Genomic DNA, 21,790 nt, shown 5'->3' with positions numbered 1-21,790 from the left:
CCACTGACGCCTGATCGTTTCGCCGGTCACCGCGCCGTCCGTACATCGAGTCGGGTGACCATTGCCGCGTGTGGCACGGTGAGCCCGGCGAGCACCGCGAAGACCAGTTGAAAAGGGGCCTCTCGGAACGCACCTGCGGTCCCTGCGCTGACGTGTACCAGGACGAGCAGGCCGGCGAAGGCAGCGACGGTGGGCAAGGTCGCCTGCCGGGCGAACCGGCGGATCGGACCGGCCAGCCGCCTCGCCGCGAGGTGCTGGCTGTTGCCGGGGTCGGCGCGCAACAACCGGGCGACATGCCGGGCGGAGTGCCAGGCTGCGAAGTACCCGCCGAACGCCAGCGGCGGCGGCACCAGCGCGAAGGCCGCGACGAGGATCCCGAGGCCCGCCGCATCCGCATCGCGGCGCGCGGTCAGCTCGCGGAGCCCGGTCACCAGGGCCGCCAGGAGTACGACGGACAACGCGATCAGCCGCGCGGCCGGCGTGAACGCGGCTGTGGCGCCGGGGGCGACCGCGTCCAGCAGTGGATCGACCGTCCCGGGCCACAGCGCGATTGGCAGCACCACCGGAGTACCCCCGAAGGCCAGGACGGCGAGCACGGGACGGACTATTGACCGCCCGTCCCGCTCGGCGTGGTAAGCCACGTCACCGGTGCCGAAGTGCAGCATCGCGAGGATCAGGAATCCGGTCAGAGCGGGGACGGGTGCCCAGAGGAACAGCGCGACCGTGGCGGCCGCCGTCCCGGCGTACGCGAGCAGCAGCCCGACGGTGATCCGAAGGGACCGGGCCCTGGCGCAGACCCAGGCCGGTACCAGGTGATCAACGGCGCCGTGCGGCAGGCCGATCAGCAGGCCCACGAGCAGCGGGAGAGTTCCCGCCCAGGTTCCCGCGTTCGGCACCAGCAGGTCCAGGCAGACGAGGCCGGCCAGGACGATCGGGCCGGGGCGGCCGGCCCGGCGCAGCAGCCAGTCGCCGGGTGGATGGTGGACCGGCCGGCCGACCTGACGGGAGGCTGGCGTCACGCGACTGTGAGCAGGCGGCGGTCGGAAAGCCGCCGCAGGAGACCCAGGTCGACCGCGCTCCACACCACCTTGGACAGGATCGGCAGCATCACGAACAGGGCGGTGTCGGTGGCGTCCCCGAACTGCCCGAGCCCGGACGGCCCCAGGATCCAGATCAGCGGGTAGCCCACCCAGAGCACACTGAGCAGGAGCGCCACCTGCCTGAAGACCCTCGACATGGGGGCCGGCTGAGCGGCGGCGATGGCCCGCAACGGTCCCCAGATCAGCCCGAAGACGACCAGCAGGGCCACCACCCCGACGGCGTAGAGCCCGTACCGCCCAGCCCGGCTCTCCATCAGGTCAGCCAGGAATCCGCTTGTGATCATGACGATGTCGGCGACGACGAGCGCGCGGACCAGGCCCCAGCGCTTGCGGGGCAACGCGTGCATCGCGGTCAGCGAGAGGGCCACCAACAGCAGCGGGGTGGTGACCACCCAGTCGGCGTAGCGGGCCCAGAAGGTCGTCTGGTCGGCGATCTCGATCCGACCGCCACCAACCGCCATCACCACGTACCAGAATCCCGACCAGAGCGGGATCGCCGTGGCGATCGAGTACTCCACCGGCGGGACGCCCTTGGGGTTGGCCCGCCAAGAGCGGAACAGCGCGACACCGGCCGCCATGGCGGCGACGTAGAACCACAGCCAGAACTCCACGGCGACTCCCTAGCCAATACCGGCTCTGCGGGAACGAGGGAACATCCCCTTGATGCCAGTTTAGGATGTTTATGGGCTTATTAGGGCGACAAGGGGTAATCACCCCCGTCGTAGGAGACGCGGCACCAGGTGCCGCGATGGCAGGGGAGCCCAGGTCGGAAAAGGTGGGTCGGCGGCATGAACTTCGAGAACGAGTTCGGCTACAACGTCATCCAGTACACGCTGGTGTCGCACGTACTCACTCTCGGCTACGCCGTCATGGCCGCCGGGCTCGTCTACTTCCTGCTCACCATGTCGGGTGTCGCTCCTCGGTACCGGCTCGCCTCGGTGCTCTCCGCGGTGGTCATGATCTCCGCGTTCTTCGAACTCTGGGTGCTGTCGCAGCGGTGGTCAGCGGCGTTCACCTGGGACGGGAGCGCGTTCGTGGGTACCGACGCCCTGTTCTCCAACGGCTACCGGTACATGAACTGGTCAATCGACGTACCCGTGCTGCTGATCCAGTTGCTGGTGGTGCTGGGAGTCACCGGTCGGCGCTTCCACCGCACCTGGGCGCTGTTCGTCGCCGCCGGCCTGGCCATGATCTACACGGGCTACGCGGGCCAGTTCTACGAGGTGGACAGGTCCTGGCCGTACTGGCTCTGGGGTCTGGTCAGCACCGTCTTCTTCCTGTTCCTGCTCGTCCTGGTGGCCCGCCTGATCTTCGGCAACCTGCGCCGCCTGCCCCGCGCCGCCCAGGGGGCGGCCCGGTCCGTCTGGTGGCTGATCCTCGTCTCCTGGATGCTCTATCCCGGGGCGTATCTCATGCCGGCGATGTGGGACTCCGCCGATGGGGTGGTCGCCCGGCAGATCACCTACACGCTTGCCGACATCACCTCGAAGGTGATCTACGGAGTGCTGATCGGGGTGATCGCCCGCAAGGTCAGCGCCGCCGAGAACTTCCAGGCCGCGATCGAGGAGGACGTGGCCCAGCCGCGCGGTGGCCTGACCTCGGCCACGTCCGGCTGAGGGCCCGGATTCACGATCACCAGTCGAGGCTGATTCAGCGCCGCCGATCTGGGTAGCAGCTCCACGGGCGCCGGTTGACCGGCGCTGGTCGGCGTGGCGCCCGAAGGTGGACCGCGACGTCACCGAGTGCGTCGCCGCCCCGGTGTCCCCGACGCGGGTCGCGCAACCCCGGCACACAAGCGCCTGCGCCCCGCGGCTCAACCGGACACAGGCGGACGAGAGCCTTACCCGACGGAGGTGAACCAGCGATGAGCAGACGACAGCAGGGCAGCGCGGACGTCAAGACGTTCGGCGGCTTCCCGGCCGAGGCGTTCCGCTTCTATCAGGAGTTGGAGAAGCACAACACCCGAGACCACTGGCACCGGCACAAGGAGACGTACGACTCGTGCGTCCGCGAGCCGATGGAGGCGCTCGCCGCCGAACTCGGGGAGAAGTACGGCGCGGTCAAGGTGTGGCGACCGCAGCGCGACGTCCGGTTCGCGAAGGACAAGTCGCCGTACAAGACGTACCAGGGGTTGACCGCCGGCTCGGCCGACAGCGTCGGCTACTACCTGCAGCTCGACGCCGAAGGGCTGCGAATGGGCGGCGGCTACCACGGCCTGTCCTCGGAGCAGGTCGAGCGCTACCGCGATGCGGTTGACGACGCCCGCTCCGGCGCCGCGTTGCAACGGATCATCGACGAACTCACCGCCGACGACTGGCACCTGATCGGGGAACGGCTCAAGACCAGACCACGCGGCTGCCCGGCGGATCATCCCCGGGTGGAGTTGCTCCGGTACCGGTCGCTGGCCGCCGACCGGGTGCACCGGGTTTCGGACGGAATCGACGGCGAGGCGGCGGTACGCCTCGTCCGGGACGGCTGGGACGCGCTGGCCCCGCTCGTCGACTGGCTGGACCGGCACGTCTCCACGACCGGCGGGAGCTGACCATGCTGGCCGGGTGCGTAGCCACGAACGCGCAGCTCGCGCCCCCAGCACCATCTCTTGTGGCAGTGCGGCTCGCCACCGCGGGCAAGGCGAGAGATTGCTCAGTACCCCACGCGGTACGAGCGGCGTCCGGCGCATTAGCATTGCTGCGGTTTTCGGCGGCTGAAACGAGGCGAGATGCGTTGGCTCCGGCGGTTGCTGGGTAGCAAGCGGGTCAAGCTCGATCCCGGCCGGCAACAGGAACTGCTGCGGGATGTCCGGCACCGGTACGGCGCTGGCTCGCCGGTCCGGTTTCCGGAACAGGTCGAAGCGATCACCCGGCTGCTGGACGACGACGACGGCCTGGTGGTGGCGGCCCGAATGGTGTGCGAGGCCGCCGACGAGGCTCACCTGAACCTGCAGGCCCAAGCCCACGACGTGCACCGACGCACGGGCTGGCGTCTCCTGGTGCACCGCCGGAACTACCGGCCGTTGTGGAAGGAGGCCGGACCGGCCCTGCGGTGGCCACTGTTCGCACTGCCGGGCGGGCTTCACCCGTACGTGCAGGTGACCGCCGCCGTCGCAGTGGTCGGCAGCCGCGCGCCCCGGCTCGGCCGGGTGACCGACCCGGACCTGCTGCTGGCCCGCGTGTTCGAGGTGCTCGACCTCACCGTCATCGGCTGCGAGTACGGCCAGGTGCGGGTGGACACCGACGCCGCAGCCCTGGCCGACCGACTGATCTCGACCGCCGGGCACGTTCTCGCGGCCATCGACGACCCGCCTCGCCTACCGCCGCCGGTCCGCGAGGCGATGCGCCGCAACAACACCCTCGACGTCCACGATCCAACCGGCCCGCGCGTGGTCGGCGGGATCAACCTGGGCGCGCGGATGCGGGAGACTCTGCTGGCGTAGCACGACCAGCCCGCCAGCATCAGGCGGTTCGGGTAGCTTCGGCGGACTCCAATGTCGACCGTGCTGACGGCCAGCCGCTATCTGGCGCCGGCCGCGCGTAGGTCGGCGATGAGCCGGTCGAGCAGCCGTTCCTCCATCGCCGCCCGGCCGGTGCGCCGCATCGCCTCGCCCAGCGACTCGTCCCACGGCGTCCGGGCCGGCGTACCGAGCAGGGCCGTACCGGCGCCCGCCGCCAGCAGGTAGTCAGCCGCAGCCATCCGCCACGGGACCGCAGCCGGATACCGCTGGAGAGCCGCCGCCGTCAGTCGTACGCCGGTCCAGTCGAAGTCGTTGCGCCACCGGATCACCGCTCCCCGAGCGGCACGCAGCAGTGTGTGAACGCCGCCCGACGGCACTCCTTCGGTGCAGATCAGCGGTGGGGCCTGGGCCCCGAGCGCGGTGGTGGCGCACCCCGGGCGATCCACTCCTACGACGACATCGGTCAGGTCACCCGGGTGTGCCGACCTGCCGTATGGACAGAGACGGGCGGTAAACGCCGTTATGTCGTCACTTGACCCCCTTGTACGCCTGCTGACCGGCTGCCCCGCTCGCGTTCGTTGTGGTCCGCGCCTCTTGCCCGCGATGTTGACGCTTCAAGTTCAGGGTGTCATTGTTGAATCGTCAAGTTCGTTCGTATCCAACCGAGCGACGCGGAATCGGCCGTGCCGCCACCCAAGAAGACGACGGAGCTGAGTTTCATGTCAGACACTGTGATCCGCGCCGGCATCATCGGAGCAGACACCAGGGCCAGTTGGGCAGGGGCGTCACACATCCCCGCGCTGGCCGCACAGCCGCAGCTCAGCCTGGCGGCGGTGGCGACTCGCAACGAGGAGAGCGCTCGTGCCGCCGCCGAGGCATTCGGCGCTGGGCGTTGGTTCGCCGATCCGTTCGAGCTCATCCGCGATCCGTCGATCGATCTCGTTACCGTCGCGGTCAAGGTCCCCGCCCACCGCGAGCTCGTGCTCGCAGCCCTGGCCGCAGGCAAGGCCGTCTACTCAGAATCCCCGCTCGGAACGACGGTTGCCCAGGCAGAGGAGATGGCCGCCGCGGTCGGTTCGCTCCATACCGCGATCGGCCTGCAGGGCCGGCTGAACCCGTCGGTGCGCCGCGCGGCGGAGATCATCACAGCTGGCCGGCTGGGACGCCTGCTGTCGGCGCGGGTCTCTGCGACGACATTCGGCAACGGCCCGGAATCGGTCAGCGCGTACGAGTACTTCGACAAGGCGGCTGCGGGGGCCGGCTTCCTGCCGATCGCTGCGGGCCACGTGCTGGATGTGGTCGAGGCGGTCCTCGGCGATATCACCGATGTCGACGCCCGTACCGAAACGCTCTGGCCAGAGGTGAAGCTGGCCGACACCGGCACCATCTCCGTCCGGGAAGTGCCGGACCACCTCGACGCCATCGTCAAGACCACCTCCGGCGCACCGGTAGGGGTGCAGATCCTGGCCGGTATGCCCATCGCCGACGCGCACTTCCGCCTGGAGATCCGGGGCTCGGAGGGCTGGCTGAAGTTGGTCGGCAACCACCCGGCGGGCGTCCAGGTCGGCGACCTGTCGCTGTCGTCGAACGTGGACTTCGCCGCGCCCGACCACCCCGTTGCCACCGGCACCGGCCCGACCGCCGCCGACATCTGGACCGGAGCATCCATCAATGTCGGCGAGGTGTACGCCAGTCTGGCGCGCGACATCACCAACGGGACCTACCGAACCCCGGGCTTTCGCCACGCCGTCCATAACAGCCGTCTCATCGCCCGAGTCGAAGAGGCCGCCCGCACCGGCATCCGGCAGTGACGGTGTCTCCGCTCGTCAGGTGCCGATGGCGGGGTATCCCGGCATTCGGTGGTCACCCCGATCGGGACCTGGTGGCTGCGGGATGTGAAAGGCCAGCCCCAGATCGATTCGACAGAAGGATCGAACATGTTGAACCTGCAGGGTAAGCGGGCACTGGTGACCGGCAGTTCCCGCGGCATCGGCGCTGCGATCGCCGTGACACTGGCCAAGAACGGCGCTGACGTCGCCATCAGCTACGAACGCGCCGCCGACCGCGCCCAAGAAATCGTCAGCAGAATTGAGGACGAGGGACGGCGCGGCATTGCCATTCAAGCCGACAGCGCAGATCCCGAGGCAAACGAGAAGCTGGTGGAGAGTGCGGTACGCGACCTGGGTGGCCTCGACATCCTTGTCAACAACGCCGGCACCATCCGCCACGGCAACATCACTGATCTGAGCCCGGACGACATCAGTAGAATTCGCATGTCAACGTCCGTGGCACCGTGTTGACCACCCGGGCCGCCATCCGTCATCTGGGGGACGGAGGCCGGATCATCACCATCGGCTCGACCCACGGAGATCGCGTCCCGTTCGCAGGGGTGACGCTCTACGCGCTGACCAAGTCCGCACACCATTCCTTCACCCGAGGCCTGGCACGCGAGCTCGGACCGGCCAACATCACTGTCAACCTGGTGCAGCCCGGACCGATCGACACTGCGCTGAACCCGGGCGACGGCGAGGACGCTGACTATATCCGCAGCCTGGTGCCCCTCGGGCGATACGGCACAACCGACGAGGTGGCCGCGGTCGTCGCTTTTCTGGCGAGCCCGGCGTCGTCCTTCATGACCGGTTCCGTCCTCACCATCGATGGTGGGATGAACGCCTGACCGGCCGGACTTTCCAACGAACAGGGACACCACGACGGAAACAGGCCCTGATAGTGAGGTGCTCCTTCGATGAATGACGGCGAACAGATCAACGAGAGTGGGCGGGCGCCGGCACGGGACGCTGCGATCCGGTGGACGGCCCTGGTGGCGGGGGTCGTCGCGGCGGCCGTACTGACCGTCGGGTGCACAGTGTCCGGAGACGTCGCACAGCCGCCTCGAGGTTCCGGCGGCGTGCCGCAAACTCAGCGCCCAGGTGTCGCCTTCGTCTCCGACGATGGCCGCATCGTCGTCAGCCAGATGAGGCAGATGAGCGTGATCATCGATACGCCGGCGGGCACCATCTACACGGATCCCACCGGCGGCGTTGGCCCGTACGCCGGGCGTCCCGCGCCTGACGTCGTCCTGGTGTCACACGAGCATGCCGAGAACTATGACGCCGAGACGCTGGAAGAGCTTGCCGGGCCGGACACGTTGCTCGTCGTGCCCCCGTACGTCAGGGACAGGCTCCCGGCGGGCCTGAGAGCGGACGCGGTCACACTTGCGAACGGCGAACGGTCCGAAAATGGCGGGATCACGATCGAGGCGATCCCGGCATACGGCCTCGGCGGGGAAGCCGAGCGCTGGCATCCGCGCGGGCGCGGAAACGGATATGTGGTGACGATCGACAACCGCAGAATATACGTCGCAGGCTCGACCGAGGCTATACCCGAAATGTTGGAACTAAAGGACATCTACCTCGCGTTCCTGCCCCTGTATCCTCCGTACGCACTGGGCCCCGGCGAAGCCGTGAAGGCAGTGGCCGCCATGGTGCCTGAATACACGTACCTCTATCAGTACAACTCTGAAGCGACACGGGAAGAGTTTGTGCGAGGTCTGGAGGAATCGCCGGCAGAGTCGGTGATCATTGCGCCCGACATCACGTCCTGAGCGAATTCCGCGGGAACAAGTATAGGTGGCGGCACCGACGCCAGCCTCGGCACGAACGAGGGGGATCTGTCCCGTCGCCCCGCACTCTGCGGGCCTGCTCGCTCATCGGAGGTGCTCGGCGAGGTCACGTACCGCCTCGGTGGTGTCTGACGGTGGCCTTCCGGCGAATACGTGATCGGTCGATCGACCAATCTGCGATATCTCCGGACCATCCGGGTCGCGGCCGACGTGCCAACACTGTCCTCGCCGCCGAGGGGCGACTCGTGACGCCACGTCACGAGTCGGACGTGACACGGCGGCACTGACGAACGGCTGCGGCGGCTGGTGGCATAAGGGGTGGGCCAGCACGGCGGCGGGCCGACACCCCTCGACCGGCTGCACCGCACACCTGCAACGCGACCAAGGAGCACCAACGTGAGTGCAACGAGAAGTGGCATGCCGCCCGGCGGGCGCCATCCTTTCCTTCGGCGGCTCGGTCTCGTCGGTGCCGCCCTCGTGATCTCTGCGTCGTCGGTCGTGGCGTGCACGCCGGGCGGGGACGACGAGCAGGGTGACCGGCGCTCCAGCGCCTCACTGCAGCGGTATTACGACCAGAAGCTGGCGTGGAAGGGGTGCGCCGACTTCGCCACCAGTCCACGCGAGGCGGAGATCTTCGGGAAGGCCCCTGGCGAGTGCGCGTGGCTGAGCGTACCGCTGAACTACGACGACCCTGGGGGAGCGGAAACCACCGTCGCCGTCCTGCGCGTCGCCGCGCGCGGGACGGCGCAGGGGTCGCTGCTGTTCAACCCCGGCGGCCCCGGCGGCTCTGGCCTCCTGGGTGGTCTGGGCGTCGTGGCGCAGATGACCCAGAGCCGCATCACCGAACGGTTCGACGTGGTCGGCTTCGACCCGCGCGGTGTCGGCGCGACCAAGCCGGCGGCTGACTGCTACACCGACGGCGGCACGACCCGGGGCGACGAGGTGTTCCCGCTGATGACCATGACCGCCTCGCTGACCGAGGAGGACACCCGCGCGGTGTTCGACCGGTGCGCCAAGGGCTCCGGGGGTGTCGAGGCGCTCACCCAGATGGGTACGCGCACGACCGCCCGGGACATGGACGTGCTGCGGGCGGCGCTCGGCGAGGAGAAGTTGACGTTCCTGGGCCAGAGTTACGGCACCCGGCTGGGCGCGGTGTACGCGGAGCAGTTCCCGCAGCGGGTACGGGCGATGGTCCTCGACGGCGCCTTCGACCCGAACCTGGGCACGATCGAGCGTCGGCTCTCCGCATATGGGGGCTTCCAGGGTGCCTTCGAGGCGATGGCCGCAGCCTGTGCGAAGGCGGCGACCTGCCCGTTGGGGACGGATCCGAAGGCGTGGACGGCGAACTTCCAGAAGATTGTTCAGCCGCTGCGGGACAAGCCGGTGCCCGCGCTCGACCGGGAACTCGACTTCGACAACGCGGTCGGCGGAGTGATCGCGGGCCTGTACAGCCCGGACAAGTGGCCCACCGTCGTGAGCGGTCTGGAGCAGGTGCGGCAGGGTCGTGGCGACAAACTGCTGGAGCTGACCTTCGACTTCGGAGGTGGTGAGCCCAACTCGGTGGTGAACGGCAACTTCACCGAGGCGGCGTTCGCGATCAACTGCATGGACGAGCAACGCCTCACCCCGTCCGACGCCGCCCGGCTGCGCGCGAAGACCTACGAGGTCGCGCCCTTCATGAACCCCGGCGGTGACCCCGCATCGGGCGCCCGGGACGGATGCGAGTTCTGGCCGACCCCGCCGACGCTCGACATCCCGTACGCGCAGAACGTCCAGGGTCTGCCGGACACGCTCGTCGTGTCGATCACGGGTGATCCCACCACCCCGCACCAGGGTGCCATCCGCCTCGCCGAGACCCTGGACAGTGCCCTGCTGACCGTCGAGGGTGAGGGACACACCGTCGTCTCCTCGGGGAAGAACACGTGCGTCGACACCGTCGCCGCGGACTACCTCATCGACCTCAAGCTGCCGGCGAAGATGCCCACCTGTTCGGTCTGAAACCCGGGTCCACAGCGAGTACTCCGTTTGGACGGCGGCCACCGGATGAACCGCGTGAGCCCGTCGGATCGTCGTTGCGGACGCCTCCGAGAGGCCGATGTGACATACCTTGCCCGCGGGATCGTCCGAGGCGTCCGCGCCGTTGCCGGCGGGGCCCGACCTCATCGCATCGGGTGGCGCTTGGCGAAGTCCCAGACGATCGCGCTGGCGTCCGGCGAAGGCCAAGCCGGCCCTGATGCTGATCCGCACGCGATCCTCCTCTGTCTGTTCGGCGAGGCCGGGTGCCCGGCGAACGGGGAACGGGGCACCCGCCGACCCTGACTTAGCCAGAGCAGGCCGAAAGACAGCCGAAGAGATTGGCCTACGATCCGATATTGCCGGCTCTTTTGACAGTTGATCGACGTGCGGCTATCTGAACGCAATCGGGGCGCTTGGCGTTCCCGCCGTATCGGTGACCGAGGAAAGCGCCCATAGCGATTCGGCAATCGCTCCCGGGAGTTTGCCGTCCACACGTAGCGTCGAGGCCATGAGTGTTCCGACAATGACGTTGAACAGCGGTGTGGAGATGCCTGCTGTCGGGCTCGGTGTGTTCCAGAGCGCGCCCGAGGAGACGACGGAGGCCGTGGCGGTCGCTCTCGAGGTCGGCTACCGGCACATCGATACGGCTGCGGCGTACGGCAACGAGCGTGAGGTGGGTGAGGCCATCCGCCGTTCCGGACTGGTGCGGGAGGAGGTGTTCATCGAAACCAAGGTGTGGATCACCGATTACGGCTACGACGCCACGTTGCACGCCTTCGACAAGTCGGCCCGCAAGCTGGGGGTCGAGCAGATCGACCTGTTCATCCTGCACCAGGCCTTTCCCAACGGGTTCGAGCTGACGATCCAGGCGTACCGGGCGCTGGAGAAGCTGCTGTCCGACGGAAAGGTGCGTGCGATCGGCGTCTCGAACTTCATGCCTCGGCACCTTGACCGGCTGCTCGCCGAGACGAGCATCGTGCCGGCCGTGAACCAGATCGAGGTCCACCCGTACTTCCGCCAATCCGAACTGCTGGCGTACGACAGCGAGCGCGGCATCGTCAACCAGGCGTGGTCGCCCATCGGCGGCGTCACGTTCTACCCCGGCTGGGGTGAGGGCAAGAAGAGCACCCTGAAGGACCCGGTGATCGTGGAGATCGCTGCTGCCCACGACAAGACTCCGGCCCAGGTGATGCTGCGCTGGCACCTGCAACAGGGCCGGCAGGTGATCCCGAAGTCGGTCAAGCCGTCGCGGATCAGGGAGAACCTCGACGTCGTCGACTTCGACCTCACAGAAGATCAACTCGCCGCCATCGACACCCTTGATACCGGAGTTCGCGGTGGGCCGGAGCCGGAGGACATCACGCTGGAGAACTTCGGGGCCAAGATCCCCGAGGCCTGAGCCCAGCGCATCGGGCTGGCGTCGTCGGCCGGCATGACGGAACGCGGTTTACGGTGGCCAGGGGGTCCGCAGTTCGTGCGAGGCGTCGGCGGCGAACGCGCGCACGGTGTCCTCCGCGCTGCAGCTCGTAGAACGTCGGGTTGGCCATGGCGGCGGCGTGCTTACGACGCGGGCAGCGGCCGGTTCACCACGCCACGTTCGAGAAAGCCATCGAAATCGGACGAGTGCCGTACTTCCACTTCGAGGGGCCACCCGCCGGTGGAGTAATCAGGAAGCTGCACGAATACGGTGTCCGGTACGGCATCGAGCCCGTCATCGACACCAGACCGCTCGGAGGTTGACGTGTACGAGTTCCACGGATGGTTCCGCCTCTCGCAGACCACCGAGGAGTCAGACACCGGCCAACTCAACGCCATCATCGATGAGCTGAACGAGATGATAGCCGGGTTGGACTTCCCAACGAATGTCTCGGCGGAGGTGACGATACTCAACGGGGAGTACCACCTGCTCCTGCACGGAGTAGCGAACCGACGGCGGGACGAGGCGGCGGGGATGCGCCAGGTGCTCGAGTTCGTGGCACGACGGCTACCGGGGTCCTATGGCCTCCTCTACGAAAAGGACGAGGAAATGCCTGCTCCTCCCGGACCGAACGCGTTCCTGGTCCACGTCATGGCGCGGGGTGGCATCACCGAACGCCTCGACCCGTTCCTGTCACCGCTTCATCCCGTCGTGGAGGACTGATCCCTTCAGATCTGTCCCTCAGGTGCCAGGTCCGTGGGCGCATCAAACCATCATCAAGGGCTTGACCTACCGGCAGTCGGTCGAGCCCTTGATGATGTGCGCCGTGCGGCCGTGGTCGGCCGGGCTCAGGCAAGGTAGCCATACGCCCTTTTCAGGTGAGTCCGAGTAGTTGTAGCGGTCGGTACGGGTTCCGGCTGCTGCGGGTCACCCCAGCCGACCGCCGGTCGCAAACCGGGGTCCAGTGTAGGCACGGGCATCATCATGACGGCCGCATTTTCGATCTGCGTGGACCTTGGCTTTCGATTTGCGCGGGTCTTGGTGATCCGGGTGCAACACTTTGATGTTCGATTTGCGGTTCGTCGGACGGCGGCACGAGATTGTCCAGCGCTCGGCCGGCGTGGAGCCGCAGTCACGGCTTGGCGGTGGAAAGGGCGGCACCGGGCCGGCTATGTCGTTCGCTGTGCCTCCGTGGCGGCCTGGACGAAGGCGCGTACCAGGGCGTTCTCCCCGTCGTTGCGCCACACCGGCGCGTAGTGCAGCACCGGTCCGTCGGTGATGGGCAGGAAGGCGATGTCGCCTCGTTGCCGGGTAGCTTCCACGTCCGATCCGATCGGGGACACGACGCTGCCGCCGGCGATCGCTTGGAAGGCCTCCTCGAGGGTGACGATGCCCAGTCCGCGCCGGACGGGCCGCCCGGCCGGGGTGGTGGACGGGGTGTGAGCCTCCCACACGTAGTCGGGAATGGGTCCCTCGGGGTAGACCACCGGGTGATCGCCGAGATCCTCCAACTCGACGCTGCCCCGGCTGGCCAGCGGATGACCGGCGGCCACCGCCAGCACCAGTTCCTCGCGGTGCAGGACCGGCCCGACCGTGAGGTCGGGCTCGCGGATGGGCAGCCAGAGAATCCCGATGTCGACCGAACCGGCCCGCAGCGGCCCGAGCGGGTCGGTCGGCAGAATCTCGCGCAGGCGCAGCTCGCACTGCGGGTGCCGCTGCCGGAACAGGTCGAGGGCGGCCTCGACCGACCGGTAGTGGGTGGCCATGGTGCCGACGGTCAGCGTGCCGGCCTGGCCGCGTGCGGTGGCGGCCGCCTCCTCGATGCCGGAGATGATCTCGCTGTAGCCGGTGCGGAGCCGGTCGCGTAACCGTTCGCCGAGCGGGGTGAGTCGAACGGCGCGGCTCGTACGCTCGAACAGGCCCCCGCCGATCCGGCGTTCCTGCTGTTTGATCGACTGACTGACGCGCGACTGGGACACGTGCAAACGCTCGGCCGTGCGACCGAAGTGAAGCTCTTCGGCCAGCGTCAGAAAGATCTCGATATCGCGCAGTTCCACCAGATGGCCCTATCTCCGATCATCGCGGCCTCGAACTGGGCAGTCTACGGCCGCGACGAGAGCGAGCCGCACGAGCGTGGCTCGGACCACCGACCGTCGCGGGGTCCGTCGTCGATCGATCACCGCTGGCTAATACGGCGATGCGATCTTCTGCGTTGTTCGGCCGGGGCGGCCGGGCGATGGTGGACGCATGAGCGAAAGCGCGATCGACATCGTGGTGGCGCTGGATCATCTCGGGACCCCACGCTGGCACGCTGTGACGTCGCCCGGTTCGGTGGCCGGGGTCGCCGATCTACGTCCGGTCATGCCGTTCGAGTACGAACTGCCACCGCCGACCGTCCTGCAGCCGGGCACCCTTGATCTGAACCTGTATGTGCAGCCACAGTGGCGTCGACGGGGGATCGGATCGCGGCTGCTGGCCGCCGTCGGTGCACACGCCGTGGGACGGCGGCTGATCGTGGAGACCGCCCCGGATTCCGCCGCGCAGTCGTTCTGCGAGCGGCACGGATTTCGGCGCACCGGATCCAGGATCCATGGCCTGCTCGCCTACCGAGATATTCACCATGCCTGGCTGGGTGAGTTGGTCGACGTCGAGCACCCCGGATACCGACTGCGTCACTGGACCGGGGACCCGACTGGCGCAAACAGCGTCGAGCAACTACTCCGGTATCCGAGCCGACCGGGTGACGCGGTGGTGAGCACCGCCGAGGCGGACGGCGGCGTGGTCGCCTATGTAGCGGCAATGACGGGAGCACCGTCGCAGCGTCGCGCTCGCCAGCACGGCCCTGCCGTGCTCGTCGGTCATCGCGGACGGCGGCTGGGGCTGTGGGTCAACGCCGCTCTGCTCACCCGACTACGCGAGATCCATCCCCACGTCGAGGAGATCGAGACCAGCACCGCCGACGAGGACTCCGACCTGGTCGCCCTGCGTCGGCACCTGGGCTCCCGCTCTCTCGGGTGGCGTCTCCGCTACGAACTCACCCTGCCGTAACCGGCGGCCCTGACTCCGATCCAGTGGCACGTCCGGGCTGACCCGTGCCCGATGAAGAGAGGTTTGTCATGAAAGATCCTGTCCGACCCCGGACGTGGGCCGCCCCGGTCGGGAGCCGAGACCCGCCCGGTGATCCCGGGCCGCCACCCGGCGGTCGCCACCTGCCCACGTCAACATCAAGGAGTTCACCACCGTGCCCGTCAACCTTTCCACCCAGGACAAACTCACGCTTCGCACGGCCGCGTACGGTGCGGTCGCACTGCTGTCGGCCGCCGGAGCCGCCGGCGGCTCGCCCCACAAGATCGCCACCGATGGGTCCATCGCCCTGGCCTCGGCAACCGGCCTGGTCGGGCACGTGCTTGCGGAGAAGTCCACGGGCGTCGACCTGGACGGCAGGTCGGTGGCCGCCCTCGCCGACCGCGTGCTGCCCGCCCTGACCGAGGCGATGCGCCTGCTCGCCGAGCAGGCTCCGGCCGAGGCCGACAACTTCCGCCGCACCGTCGTCGTCGCCCTCGACGCCGCCGTCCGTACCCGGCAGGGCGCACCCGGTCCAACCGTCGCCGAGATGACCAACAAGATCATCGCGGCGCTCGACGGCGCTGCGGTCACCCCGGAGGTGACCACGTGACGACCCCGGCGATCTCGGTCTCGGGCCTGCGCAAGGCGTACAAGGACAAGACCGTCCTCGACGGCGTCGACTTCGACGTCCACGCCGGCACGGTGTTCTGTCTGCTCGGCCCCAACGGCGCGGGCAAGACGACGACGGTGAACGTGCTGACCACGCTGGTGCAGGCCGACGGCGGCGCGGTCCGGGTCGCCGGCCACGACCTTGCCACCGACGCCAAGGCGGTCCGCGCGGCCATCGGCGTCACCGGCCAGTTCGCGGCCGTCGACGAGCTGCTGACCGGACGCGAGAACCTCCAGCTGATGGTGGACCTCAACCGCGGGGTCGCCGGCGACGGCGAGCGAATCGTCACGGACCTGCTGGACCGGTTCGAGCTGACCGCCTCGGCGGACAAGCCGACCTCCACCTACTCCGGGGGCATGCGTCGCAAGCTCGACCTGGCGATGACGCTGGTCGGCGATCCGCGGATCATCTTCCTCGACGAGCCAACGACGGGCCTGGACCCGCGCAGCCGCCGCACCATGTGGTCGATCGTGCGTGACCTGGTCGCCGACGGCGCGACCATCTTCCTCACCACGCAGTACCTGGAGGAGGCCGACCAACTCGCCGACCGCCTCGCGGTGCTCGACCAGGGCCGCCTGGTCGCCCAGGGCACGCCGGAAGAGCTCAAGCGCCTCATCCCCGGAACACACGTACGGCTGCGGTTCTCCGCCGCCGCCGAACTCGACGCCGCCGCGGGGATCTTCCCCGAGGCCACCCGGGACGACGACGCGCTGGCCCTGCGGGTGCCCGCCGACGGCGGCACGAAGTCATTGCGGGCCCTGCTGGACCGGCTCGACGAGCACTCCCTCAGCGCCGAGGAGTGCTCCGTGCGCACCCCGGACCTCGATGACGTTTTCCTCGCCCTGACCGGCCACGCCACGGAGGTCGACACGAAATGAGCGCCCAGTCCCATTCGCTGGTCATGCTGCGCCGCAACCTCAAACACCTCACCCGGAACCCGACCTCGGTGTTCAACGCCGTCCTGATGCCGATCATCATCATGCTGATGTTCGTGTACATGTTCGGCGACGCCTTCAGCGTCGGCGTGGACTACATCGACTACGCGACGCCGGGCCTGATCCTGCTGGCCGTCTGCTACGGGCTGGGAGCCACCGCGACGGCGGTGAACTCCGACATGACCAAGGGCATCATCAACCGGTTCAAGGCCATGGACGTCTCCCGCGGCGCGGTGCTGACCGGCCACGTCATCACCAGCGTGCTGACCAACGTGATCGCCATCGCGGCGCTCGTCGGAGTGGCCTTCCTGCTGGGGTTCAGCCCGGAGGCGAGTCTGACCGACTGGCTCGCCGTGGGTGGCGTCGTCGTACTGCTCGCGTTCGCGGCGGGCTGGTTCACTGTCGCGCTGGGACTGTCGGCGAAGTCGCCGGAGGCAGCGGGCATGGCCGCCGTGCCGCTGGTCATGCTGCCGTTCTTCAGCAGCGCGATCGTACCGGCGGAGAAGATGGGACCGGGTCTTCGTCAGTTCGCCGAGTACCAGCCGTTCACGCCGATCATCGAGACCGTGCGCGGCCTGCTCGACAGCGCGCCTGACACCACCGACGCGGCCGTCGCCGTCGCCTGGTGCGTGGCGATCGCCCTCGTCGGCTACCTGTGGGCGCGTTCCGCCTTCACGAAGCGAGCGTGATCCGGGCGGTGTGGGGCGTTTGCGGCGCCGTCTCGGTGAACGTAATCCGACGAGGCGGCGCCGCAACGGGTCGAGAGCCCTTGCGCTCGGCACCTGACCGTCGCGGCCGAACGGCCGTCGTCGGCATGTCCTTGTCAAGCTGGCAGATCAGGGGCCGTCTTACTCACGTCGCAGTTTTCGCTGCACCACATCATCCGCCGCTACGACGAGCCCGTCGCCCACCTGGCATTACCCCTCCCCGAGGAACCCGGAGTGAGTGCTCCGTGGCTCTCCCGTGGCGGTGCCGACGGTAGGTACCCGGACGGAATCTTGTTGATCTCCGATGATGTGCGCGGTGTGTGCTCTCCAGCGGATGCCAACCCGGGTGAACCGGTGCCAACGCGGATCACCGCGGCCGGCCGCCGGTCGCAACCCGGGGTTCGTGTGCTCGGCGTGTAGTCCTGGGCTGCGAGAACGGCGGTCCGGGGAACGTGGGTGAACGCGGGCCACTCCCTGCCACCCCAGGTGAACCCCCAGGTCGCTAGACTAGGCCCTCGCGCCCTCGTAGCTCAGGGGATAGAGCATCGGTTTCCTAAACCGTGTGTCGCAGGTTCGAATCCTGCCGGGGGCACCCCACAGAACTGCAAACGCGCAGTGCGCCCGGCCGATCATTGATCGTAGAGGCCAGTTTCGCGTTCGAGTAGACGTTTGAGGATGCCCCGGCCGGGCGGCTGAGGGCATCCTCGCGTTGGCTCGATGTACAGGCGTGGAATGCGCCGGCTGTGTCTGCCCCGGAGCGCCCACCCTGGATCGACCCGACCCATCCGCCCTGACGAACGGCCCGGTGCCAGCGGCGTCACCGATCAGAAATCTTTCGCCGCGTCGTCGGTTCTGGTAGCCCTCTCGCACCGGTGGAAGGATTGGTGACCATGACCGACGCTAGACCGCTGGGCGCTGACGAGGCCGCGTTCATCGCGGCGGTTCGCTCAGGCGATACGGCGCGGTTCGCGCTCATCACGGAGCGCCACCGGCGTGAGCTTCAGGTGCACTGCTACCGGATGCTCGCGAACTACGCGGACGCCCAGGACATGACGCAGGAGACGTTCCTGCGAGCGTGGAACAAGCGGGAGTCGTTCAAGGGCCACGCCGCGCTGCGGACCTGGCTCTACCGGATCGCGACGAATGTGTGCCTTGACTTCCTGGCAAAGCGTAATGACCGCACACCCGTACCGTCCGGGCTGTCGGACTCCGGCTCCGAGGTGCTGTACCTCCAGCCGTATCCCGACCGGATGCTCCCCGAGGACCCGCAGGAATCGGTGGTGGCGCGGGAGACGATCGAGCTGGCGTTCATCGTCGCCGTCCAGCACCTGCCGCCGCGGCAGCGGGCGGTGTTCATTCTGCGTGACGTCGTCGGCTGGCCGGCGTCGAAGGCCGCCGACGCCCTCGATCTGACCATCGCATCGGTGACCAGCGCGCTGCAACGGGCGCGCGTGACGATGCGCGAGCAGCTGCCCGACCGCCGCCTCGACTGGCGGAGCCCCGCCGCCCACGAACTGTCGAACGACGAGCGCGGCGTGGTGAAGTCATACATCGATGCCCATGAGCGCAACGACCTCGACGGGCTGATGTCCCTGCTCCGCGACGACCTGCGCTTCGTGATGCTGCCCGAGGCCGGCACCTCGGTCATCACGGCCAAGGACGCGGTGGAGGGCTGGGTCTCCGGTGGGCTCTTCCAGCCCGGCCACGACGACTGGCGCTGTATCGCCACGACGGTCAACCGCATGCCCGCCGCCGCGCTGTACCTCCGCACCCCCGACGACCCGGAGTACCGGCTATTCGCCATCGCGGTCCTGCACATAGTCGACGGGAAGATCGCCGAGCTCACCGGATTCGACGCCACCGACAAACCATGGCTGGACCTGCCCCCGACACTGTGATCAGACAGGTTCCCGTTGTCGGCGGGTCCGGCGCCACGAGCCCGCCGTCACCCGCGGAGTCAGCACCCGACCAGCTGAGCACCAACCCGACAAGGCGATCCCACCGCCCGCCGGCGGGGCATCTTGATGCCCGCCCGAAGAACGTCAGGAAGGGCATTTCGACCCGGCCTCACGAACCGAGCAACTGGCCCGTGCTCATCGCGTCGTCTCGTATCGGGTCAGCACCACGCCGCCGGGAAACGTCCGCGCCTCCACCAGGTTCAGGTCCACCCAGCTGTTCAGGGCCGTGAAGAACGGCGTGCCGCCGCCCACCAGGACCGGGTATGTGACCAGCACGTACTCGTCGATCAGCCCGGCCCGCATGGCCGCTGCGGCAAGTGTGGCGCCGACGATGTCCATCGGGCCGCCGTCCTCGGCCTTGAGCCGGGCGATCTCGGCGACCGCGTCGCCGGTGACCAGGCGAGTGTTCCAGTCGACCGTGCTGGTCGTCGAGGAGAACACCACCTTAGGCATGTCCCGCCAGCGGCGGGCGAACTCCATCTCCGCCCGGGTGGCGCCGGGCTTCTGGTCGGCGGTCGGCCAGTGGGAGCTCATCACCTCCCACAGCTTGCGCCCGTACAGCGCCAGGCCGGTCGCCCCCACCCGGTCGGACCACCACTGGAACAGCTCGTCGCTCGACGACGAGTCCGGTCCCTCACCCCCACTCCAGCCGAGGTCGTCGCCGGGCGCGGCGATGTAGCCGTCCAGGGTCACATTCATACCAAAGGTCAGTTTCCGCATCATGCCAGCCTCCCGTAGGTCGATCTCACAGGTACAGACGGGCGCTGCGCGAAAACCTCATCGGTGCGCGCTGCTGGCAGACACAAGGTCACCGCGCGGACATGGCCAGCAACCGCATCGGCGAAGACGGTCACGGGGCGTACGCAGATCCGACATGCGACACTCCGGCAACTCTCCCGCAGGATCTGATGCGCCCTGGTCGACCCGGAGGGCATGGCGCGAGCACCCGAGTTGCCCGTGGAGATCGTTGTGCGTTCGACGAACTCCACCGGTGTACGCCGCCCCGGCTGGAGGTGCGCCTGCGCGCCGGCCTGCTGGGGCTGACCGCCCGGTGCGCGACGTAGACCCGGTCAGCGTCGGCAAGCACCTCTGCGCCGAGGTCGAGGCCGACCCGTCACGACGTTCGCCTTCCTGGCTGACCCGCGAGCGGCATCAGCTCGTGGACAACTGGGTGGCGGCGTTCACCACCTGGTCGACCAGGCCGTAGTCGCGGGCCTCCTCGGCGGTGAACCAGCGGTCCCGGTCCCAGTCCCGCTGGATCTCGGCCAGGGTCCGGCCGCTGTGCTGGGCGATCAGCTCCTGCATGGTCCGCTTGACGTGCAGCATGTTCTCGGCCTGGATGGTGATGTCGGAGGCGGTGCCGCCCATGCCACCAGAGGGTTGGTGCATCAGGATCCGGGTGTGCGGCAGCGCGTACCGCTTGCCGGCCGTGCCGGCGCAGAGGAGGAACTGGCCCATCGAGCCGGCGAGCCCCATGGCCAGGGTCGCCACGTCGTTACGGACGAAGCGCATCGTGTCGTAGACCGCCATTCCGGCGCTGACCGAGCCGCCGGGCGAGTTGATGTAGAGGGTGATGTCCCGCTCCGGGTCCTCGGCGGCGAGCAGCAGGATCTGGGCGCAGATCCGGTTGGCGATCTCGTCGTCCACCTCGCTGCCGAGGAAGACGATCCGCTCCCGCAGCAGGCGTTCGAACACCTGGTCGCCGAAGGCCCGCTGGCCGTCTTCGAGCATCCTGATCATGGTCAACCTCCACCCGCCGGCGGCGACGTCAAGCGCCCGGGGACCGGCTCCTTGAGCCTGCGGGATGCCGCCGGTGCCCGACCAGCGGTTCTGCCGGGGGCAGATCCGCCCACGGCAGAACGACGGAGACCAACTGGCCGACTCGGACCCTTCCGTGCGGCCCGGGCACCTTCCTCGTCAGCCTGATGTCAGGGCGAGCTGAATACTTCCGTGTGACTTTGAGGCCCAGCGGACCACAACGCCTGCTGGCCTCATCCTCGGTGACTGCCGACGGTGGCTCGAACAGCCGCCGTCCGCCGGGCGGCTCGCCCACGTGCCCCGGTCCGGTGCAGCGGGCGGACGGACGACCGGCCGGGCGACCGGCGACGGAGCAGCGGCCCCCGGGCCACGAGGTGGACCGGACCGATCGGGTCGGCGAAGGCGACGACCCTGATTCCGCCGCTCACCCCGCCGCCGGTCGGGCCGGTGATGCCGAGCGGTCCGCCCGAGCGGGTCCAGGCTCCGTGGTGGCGGTTGCCGTCCAGCCCGGCCGTCACGTCCGCGCCGAAGCCGAAGCCGACGGCATTGAGTCGGGCGACCGGCTGGGTGGATTCGTCAGTGACGCGGCCAGCCGTCGCGGTCGCCGGGCCGTCGGGCTGGGCGGCCGGGACACGATCGCCCGGGACACGATCGCCCGGGACACGATCGGCTTGGCGAGTGGCCGGCAGTCGGCGTTCGACCCGCCGAAGCTCGTCGCGCACCTCCTCCAGCAGATCGGAAAGGTGCAGGCCGAGTGCCCGACAGATCGCCGCGAGAACCTCGGAGGAAGCCTCCTTGCGCCCGCGCTCCACCTCCGACAGGTACGGCACGGACACCCCGGCGGCCCGGGCAACCTCCCGCAGCGTGCGGCCCTGGTGCTGGCGTTCGCGGCGCAGCACCGCGCCGATAACCCGTCTCAGCAAGGACATGCCGGCCTCACTCTCGCCGTTCCTGCGCTGACTTGTCCCATCATGCCCGTCCGTCGCCCCGTTCGCCGTACCGTGTCCATTGAACGCCACCCCGCCGTGCGGCTGTCGGATCAGCCGCTATGTTGTGGACGTGCAGGCGACCGAGGCGGGGCAGGTTCCCC

General features: G+C 68.6%; 20 protein-coding genes, 1 tRNA gene and 2 pseudogenes. 15 read left to right on the top strand and 8 right to left on the bottom strand.

Annotation, left to right across the window (positions count from 1 at the left end):
* Positions 1 to 26: 26 nt before the first annotated feature.
* A complete protein-coding gene (locus KBX00_RS12705; RefSeq protein WP_210826498.1) occupies positions 27 to 1,019 on the bottom strand; it encodes a Brp/Blh family beta-carotene 15,15'-dioxygenase in 993 nt (330 codons plus the stop codon).
* A complete protein-coding gene (locus KBX00_RS12700; protein ID WP_210826496.1) occupies positions 1,016 to 1,711 on the bottom strand; it encodes a bacteriorhodopsin in 696 nt (231 codons plus the stop codon). Before KBX00_RS12700 ends, KBX00_RS12705 begins: the two co-directional genes overlap by 4 nt.
* A gap of 177 nt (positions 1,712 to 1,888) precedes the next feature.
* Between KBX00_RS12700 and KBX00_RS12695 the strand changes: the two genes are divergently transcribed.
* The 3 genes from KBX00_RS12695 to KBX00_RS12685 all read left to right on the top strand — a co-directional run bounded on the left by KBX00_RS12695 (position 1,889) and on the right by KBX00_RS12685 (position 4,533).
* Positions 1,889 to 2,716, top strand: coding sequence for a bacteriorhodopsin (locus tag KBX00_RS12695; RefSeq protein ID WP_210826495.1), 828 nt, complete (start codon positions 1,889 to 1,891; stop codon positions 2,714 to 2,716).
* Between the two features lie 248 nt (positions 2,717 to 2,964).
* On the top strand, positions 2,965 to 3,642 hold the full coding sequence (locus KBX00_RS12690) for a DUF2461 domain-containing protein (protein WP_210826494.1): 678 nt from the start codon (positions 2,965 to 2,967) through the stop codon (positions 3,640 to 3,642).
* Positions 3,643 to 3,819: 177 nt separating this feature from the next.
* Entirely contained in the window at positions 3,820 to 4,533 is a 714-nt protein-coding gene (locus tag KBX00_RS12685; protein WP_210826493.1) for a hypothetical protein, read from the top strand.
* A gap of 77 nt (positions 4,534 to 4,610) precedes the next feature.
* On the opposite strand, the gene KBX00_RS12680 is transcribed toward KBX00_RS12685, so the two are convergent.
* Positions 4,611 to 4,997: a DUF2399 domain-containing protein gene (locus tag KBX00_RS12680; protein ID WP_307868545.1), complete on the bottom strand. Its 387-nt coding sequence runs from the start codon at positions 4,995 to 4,997 to the stop codon at positions 4,611 to 4,613.
* A gap of 237 nt (positions 4,998 to 5,234) precedes the next feature.
* On the opposite strand from KBX00_RS12680, the gene KBX00_RS12675 reads away from it, so the two are divergent.
* From KBX00_RS12675 to KBX00_RS12655, 4 genes and pseudogenes are all read left to right on the top strand, one after another.
* Entirely contained in the window at positions 5,235 to 6,362 is a 1,128-nt protein-coding gene (locus tag KBX00_RS12675) for a Gfo/Idh/MocA family protein (protein WP_210826492.1), read from the top strand.
* 126 nt (positions 6,363 to 6,488) lie between these two features.
* Positions 6,489 to 7,228: pseudogene (locus KBX00_RS29275) on the top strand (SDR family NAD(P)-dependent oxidoreductase).
* Positions 7,229 to 7,297: 69 nt separating this feature from the next.
* Positions 7,298 to 8,155: an MBL fold metallo-hydrolase gene (locus tag KBX00_RS12660; protein ID WP_210826487.1), complete on the top strand. Its 858-nt coding sequence runs from the start codon at positions 7,298 to 7,300 to the stop codon at positions 8,153 to 8,155.
* 414 nt (positions 8,156 to 8,569) lie between these two features.
* Complete coding sequence (locus KBX00_RS12655) at positions 8,570 to 10,171, top strand: alpha/beta hydrolase (protein ID WP_210826485.1); 1,602 nt, start codon at positions 8,570 to 8,572, stop codon at positions 10,169 to 10,171.
* Positions 10,172 to 10,174: 3 nt separating this feature from the next.
* On the opposite strand, the pseudogene KBX00_RS29270 reads toward KBX00_RS12655, so the two are convergent.
* Positions 10,175 to 10,285 (bottom strand): annotated as a pseudogene (locus KBX00_RS29270) (aldo/keto reductase); the annotation flags it as partial.
* Between the two features lie 412 nt (positions 10,286 to 10,697).
* Between KBX00_RS29270 and KBX00_RS12650 the strand changes: the two are divergent.
* Positions 10,698 to 11,588: an aldo/keto reductase gene (locus KBX00_RS12650; protein ID WP_210826482.1), complete on the top strand. Its 891-nt coding sequence runs from the start codon at positions 10,698 to 10,700 to the stop codon at positions 11,586 to 11,588.
* Between the two features lie 342 nt (positions 11,589 to 11,930).
* Positions 11,931 to 12,329 (top strand): Imm7 family immunity protein, encoded by a 399-nt coding sequence (locus tag KBX00_RS12645; protein ID WP_210826480.1) that lies wholly within the window; start codon positions 11,931 to 11,933, stop codon positions 12,327 to 12,329.
* Positions 12,330 to 12,775: 446 nt separating this feature from the next.
* On the opposite strand, the gene KBX00_RS12640 is transcribed toward KBX00_RS12645, so the two are convergent.
* A complete protein-coding gene (locus tag KBX00_RS12640; protein ID WP_210826478.1) occupies positions 12,776 to 13,663 on the bottom strand; it encodes a LysR family transcriptional regulator in 888 nt (295 codons plus the stop codon).
* A 190-nt stretch (positions 13,664 to 13,853) separates the two neighbouring features.
* Between KBX00_RS12640 and KBX00_RS12635 the strand changes: the two genes are divergently transcribed.
* From KBX00_RS12635 to KBX00_RS12610, 6 genes are all read left to right on the top strand, one after another.
* Complete coding sequence (locus KBX00_RS12635) at positions 13,854 to 14,654, top strand: N-acetyltransferase (protein WP_210826476.1); 801 nt, start codon at positions 13,854 to 13,856, stop codon at positions 14,652 to 14,654.
* 193 nt (positions 14,655 to 14,847) lie between these two features.
* Positions 14,848 to 15,282, top strand: a complete 435-nt coding sequence (locus tag KBX00_RS12630) for a hypothetical protein (RefSeq protein ID WP_210826474.1) — start codon at positions 14,848 to 14,850, stop codon at positions 15,280 to 15,282.
* Positions 15,279 to 16,220, top strand: coding sequence for an ATP-binding cassette domain-containing protein (locus tag KBX00_RS12625; RefSeq protein ID WP_210826472.1), 942 nt, complete (start codon positions 15,279 to 15,281; stop codon positions 16,218 to 16,220). Before KBX00_RS12630 ends, KBX00_RS12625 begins: the two co-directional genes overlap by 4 nt.
* Positions 16,217 to 16,966, top strand: a complete 750-nt coding sequence (locus KBX00_RS12620) for an ABC transporter permease (protein ID WP_210826470.1) — start codon at positions 16,217 to 16,219, stop codon at positions 16,964 to 16,966. Before KBX00_RS12625 ends, KBX00_RS12620 begins: the two co-directional genes overlap by 4 nt.
* Before the next feature lie 537 nt (positions 16,967 to 17,503).
* A tRNA-Arg gene (locus KBX00_RS12615) sits at positions 17,504 to 17,576 on the top strand.
* A gap of 298 nt (positions 17,577 to 17,874) precedes the next feature.
* Complete coding sequence (locus tag KBX00_RS12610; protein ID WP_210826468.1) at positions 17,875 to 18,882, top strand: RNA polymerase subunit sigma-70; 1,008 nt, start codon at positions 17,875 to 17,877, stop codon at positions 18,880 to 18,882.
* A gap of 195 nt (positions 18,883 to 19,077) precedes the next feature.
* Here the strand turns inward: KBX00_RS12610 and KBX00_RS12605 are convergent, their stop codons facing one another.
* From KBX00_RS12605 to KBX00_RS12595, 3 genes are all read right to left on the bottom strand, one after another.
* Positions 19,078 to 19,662, bottom strand: a complete 585-nt coding sequence (locus KBX00_RS12605) for a dihydrofolate reductase family protein (RefSeq protein ID WP_210826640.1) — start codon at positions 19,660 to 19,662, stop codon at positions 19,078 to 19,080.
* 432 nt (positions 19,663 to 20,094) lie between these two features.
* On the bottom strand, positions 20,095 to 20,682 hold the full coding sequence (locus tag KBX00_RS12600) for a ClpP family protease (protein ID WP_210826450.1): 588 nt from the start codon (positions 20,680 to 20,682) through the stop codon (positions 20,095 to 20,097).
* Positions 20,683 to 20,933: 251 nt separating this feature from the next.
* On the bottom strand, positions 20,934 to 21,629 hold the full coding sequence (locus KBX00_RS12595; RefSeq protein ID WP_210826448.1) for a helix-turn-helix domain-containing protein: 696 nt from the start codon (positions 21,627 to 21,629) through the stop codon (positions 20,934 to 20,936).
* Positions 21,630 to 21,790 lie beyond the last annotated feature (161 nt).

The sequence above is a fragment of the Micromonospora sp. C95 genome (assembly GCF_018070465.1).
In the GTDB taxonomy this organism is placed as follows: domain Bacteria; phylum Actinomycetota; class Actinomycetes; order Mycobacteriales; family Micromonosporaceae; genus Micromonospora.
The sequence above is the reverse complement of the archived record's forward strand: the minus strand, read 5'-3'. Positions and strand labels throughout refer to the sequence as shown.

What these genes read in the sequence shown, in the direction of transcription:
- KBX00_RS12690 (WP_210826494.1), top strand. Translation starts at nt 2,965, where the DNA reads ATGAGCAGACGACAGCAGGGCAGCGCGGACGTCAAGACGTTCGGCGGC.
- KBX00_RS12610 (WP_210826468.1), top strand. Translation starts at nt 17,875, where the DNA reads ATGACCGACGCTAGACCGCTGGGCGCTGACGAGGCCGCGTTCATCGCG.
- KBX00_RS12695 (WP_210826495.1), top strand. Translation starts at nt 1,889, where the DNA reads ATGAACTTCGAGAACGAGTTCGGCTACAACGTCATCCAGTACACGCTG.
- KBX00_RS12605 (WP_210826640.1), bottom strand. Translation starts at nt 19,662, where the DNA reads ATGCGGAAACTGACCTTTGGTATGAATGTGACCCTGGACGGCTACATC.
- KBX00_RS12620 (WP_210826470.1), top strand. Translation starts at nt 16,217, where the DNA reads ATGAGCGCCCAGTCCCATTCGCTGGTCATGCTGCGCCGCAACCTCAAA.
- KBX00_RS12650 (WP_210826482.1), top strand. Translation starts at nt 10,698, where the DNA reads ATGAGTGTTCCGACAATGACGTTGAACAGCGGTGTGGAGATGCCTGCT.
- KBX00_RS12685 (WP_210826493.1), top strand. Translation starts at nt 3,820, where the DNA reads ATGCGTTGGCTCCGGCGGTTGCTGGGTAGCAAGCGGGTCAAGCTCGAT.
- KBX00_RS12660 (WP_210826487.1), top strand. Translation starts at nt 7,298, where the DNA reads ATGAATGACGGCGAACAGATCAACGAGAGTGGGCGGGCGCCGGCACGG.
- KBX00_RS12595 (WP_210826448.1), bottom strand. Translation starts at nt 21,629, where the DNA reads ATGTCCTTGCTGAGACGGGTTATCGGCGCGGTGCTGCGCCGCGAACGC.
- KBX00_RS12635 (WP_210826476.1), top strand. Translation starts at nt 13,854, where the DNA reads ATGAGCGAAAGCGCGATCGACATCGTGGTGGCGCTGGATCATCTCGGG.
- KBX00_RS12600 (WP_210826450.1), bottom strand. Translation starts at nt 20,682, where the DNA reads ATGATCAGGATGCTCGAAGACGGCCAGCGGGCCTTCGGCGACCAGGTG.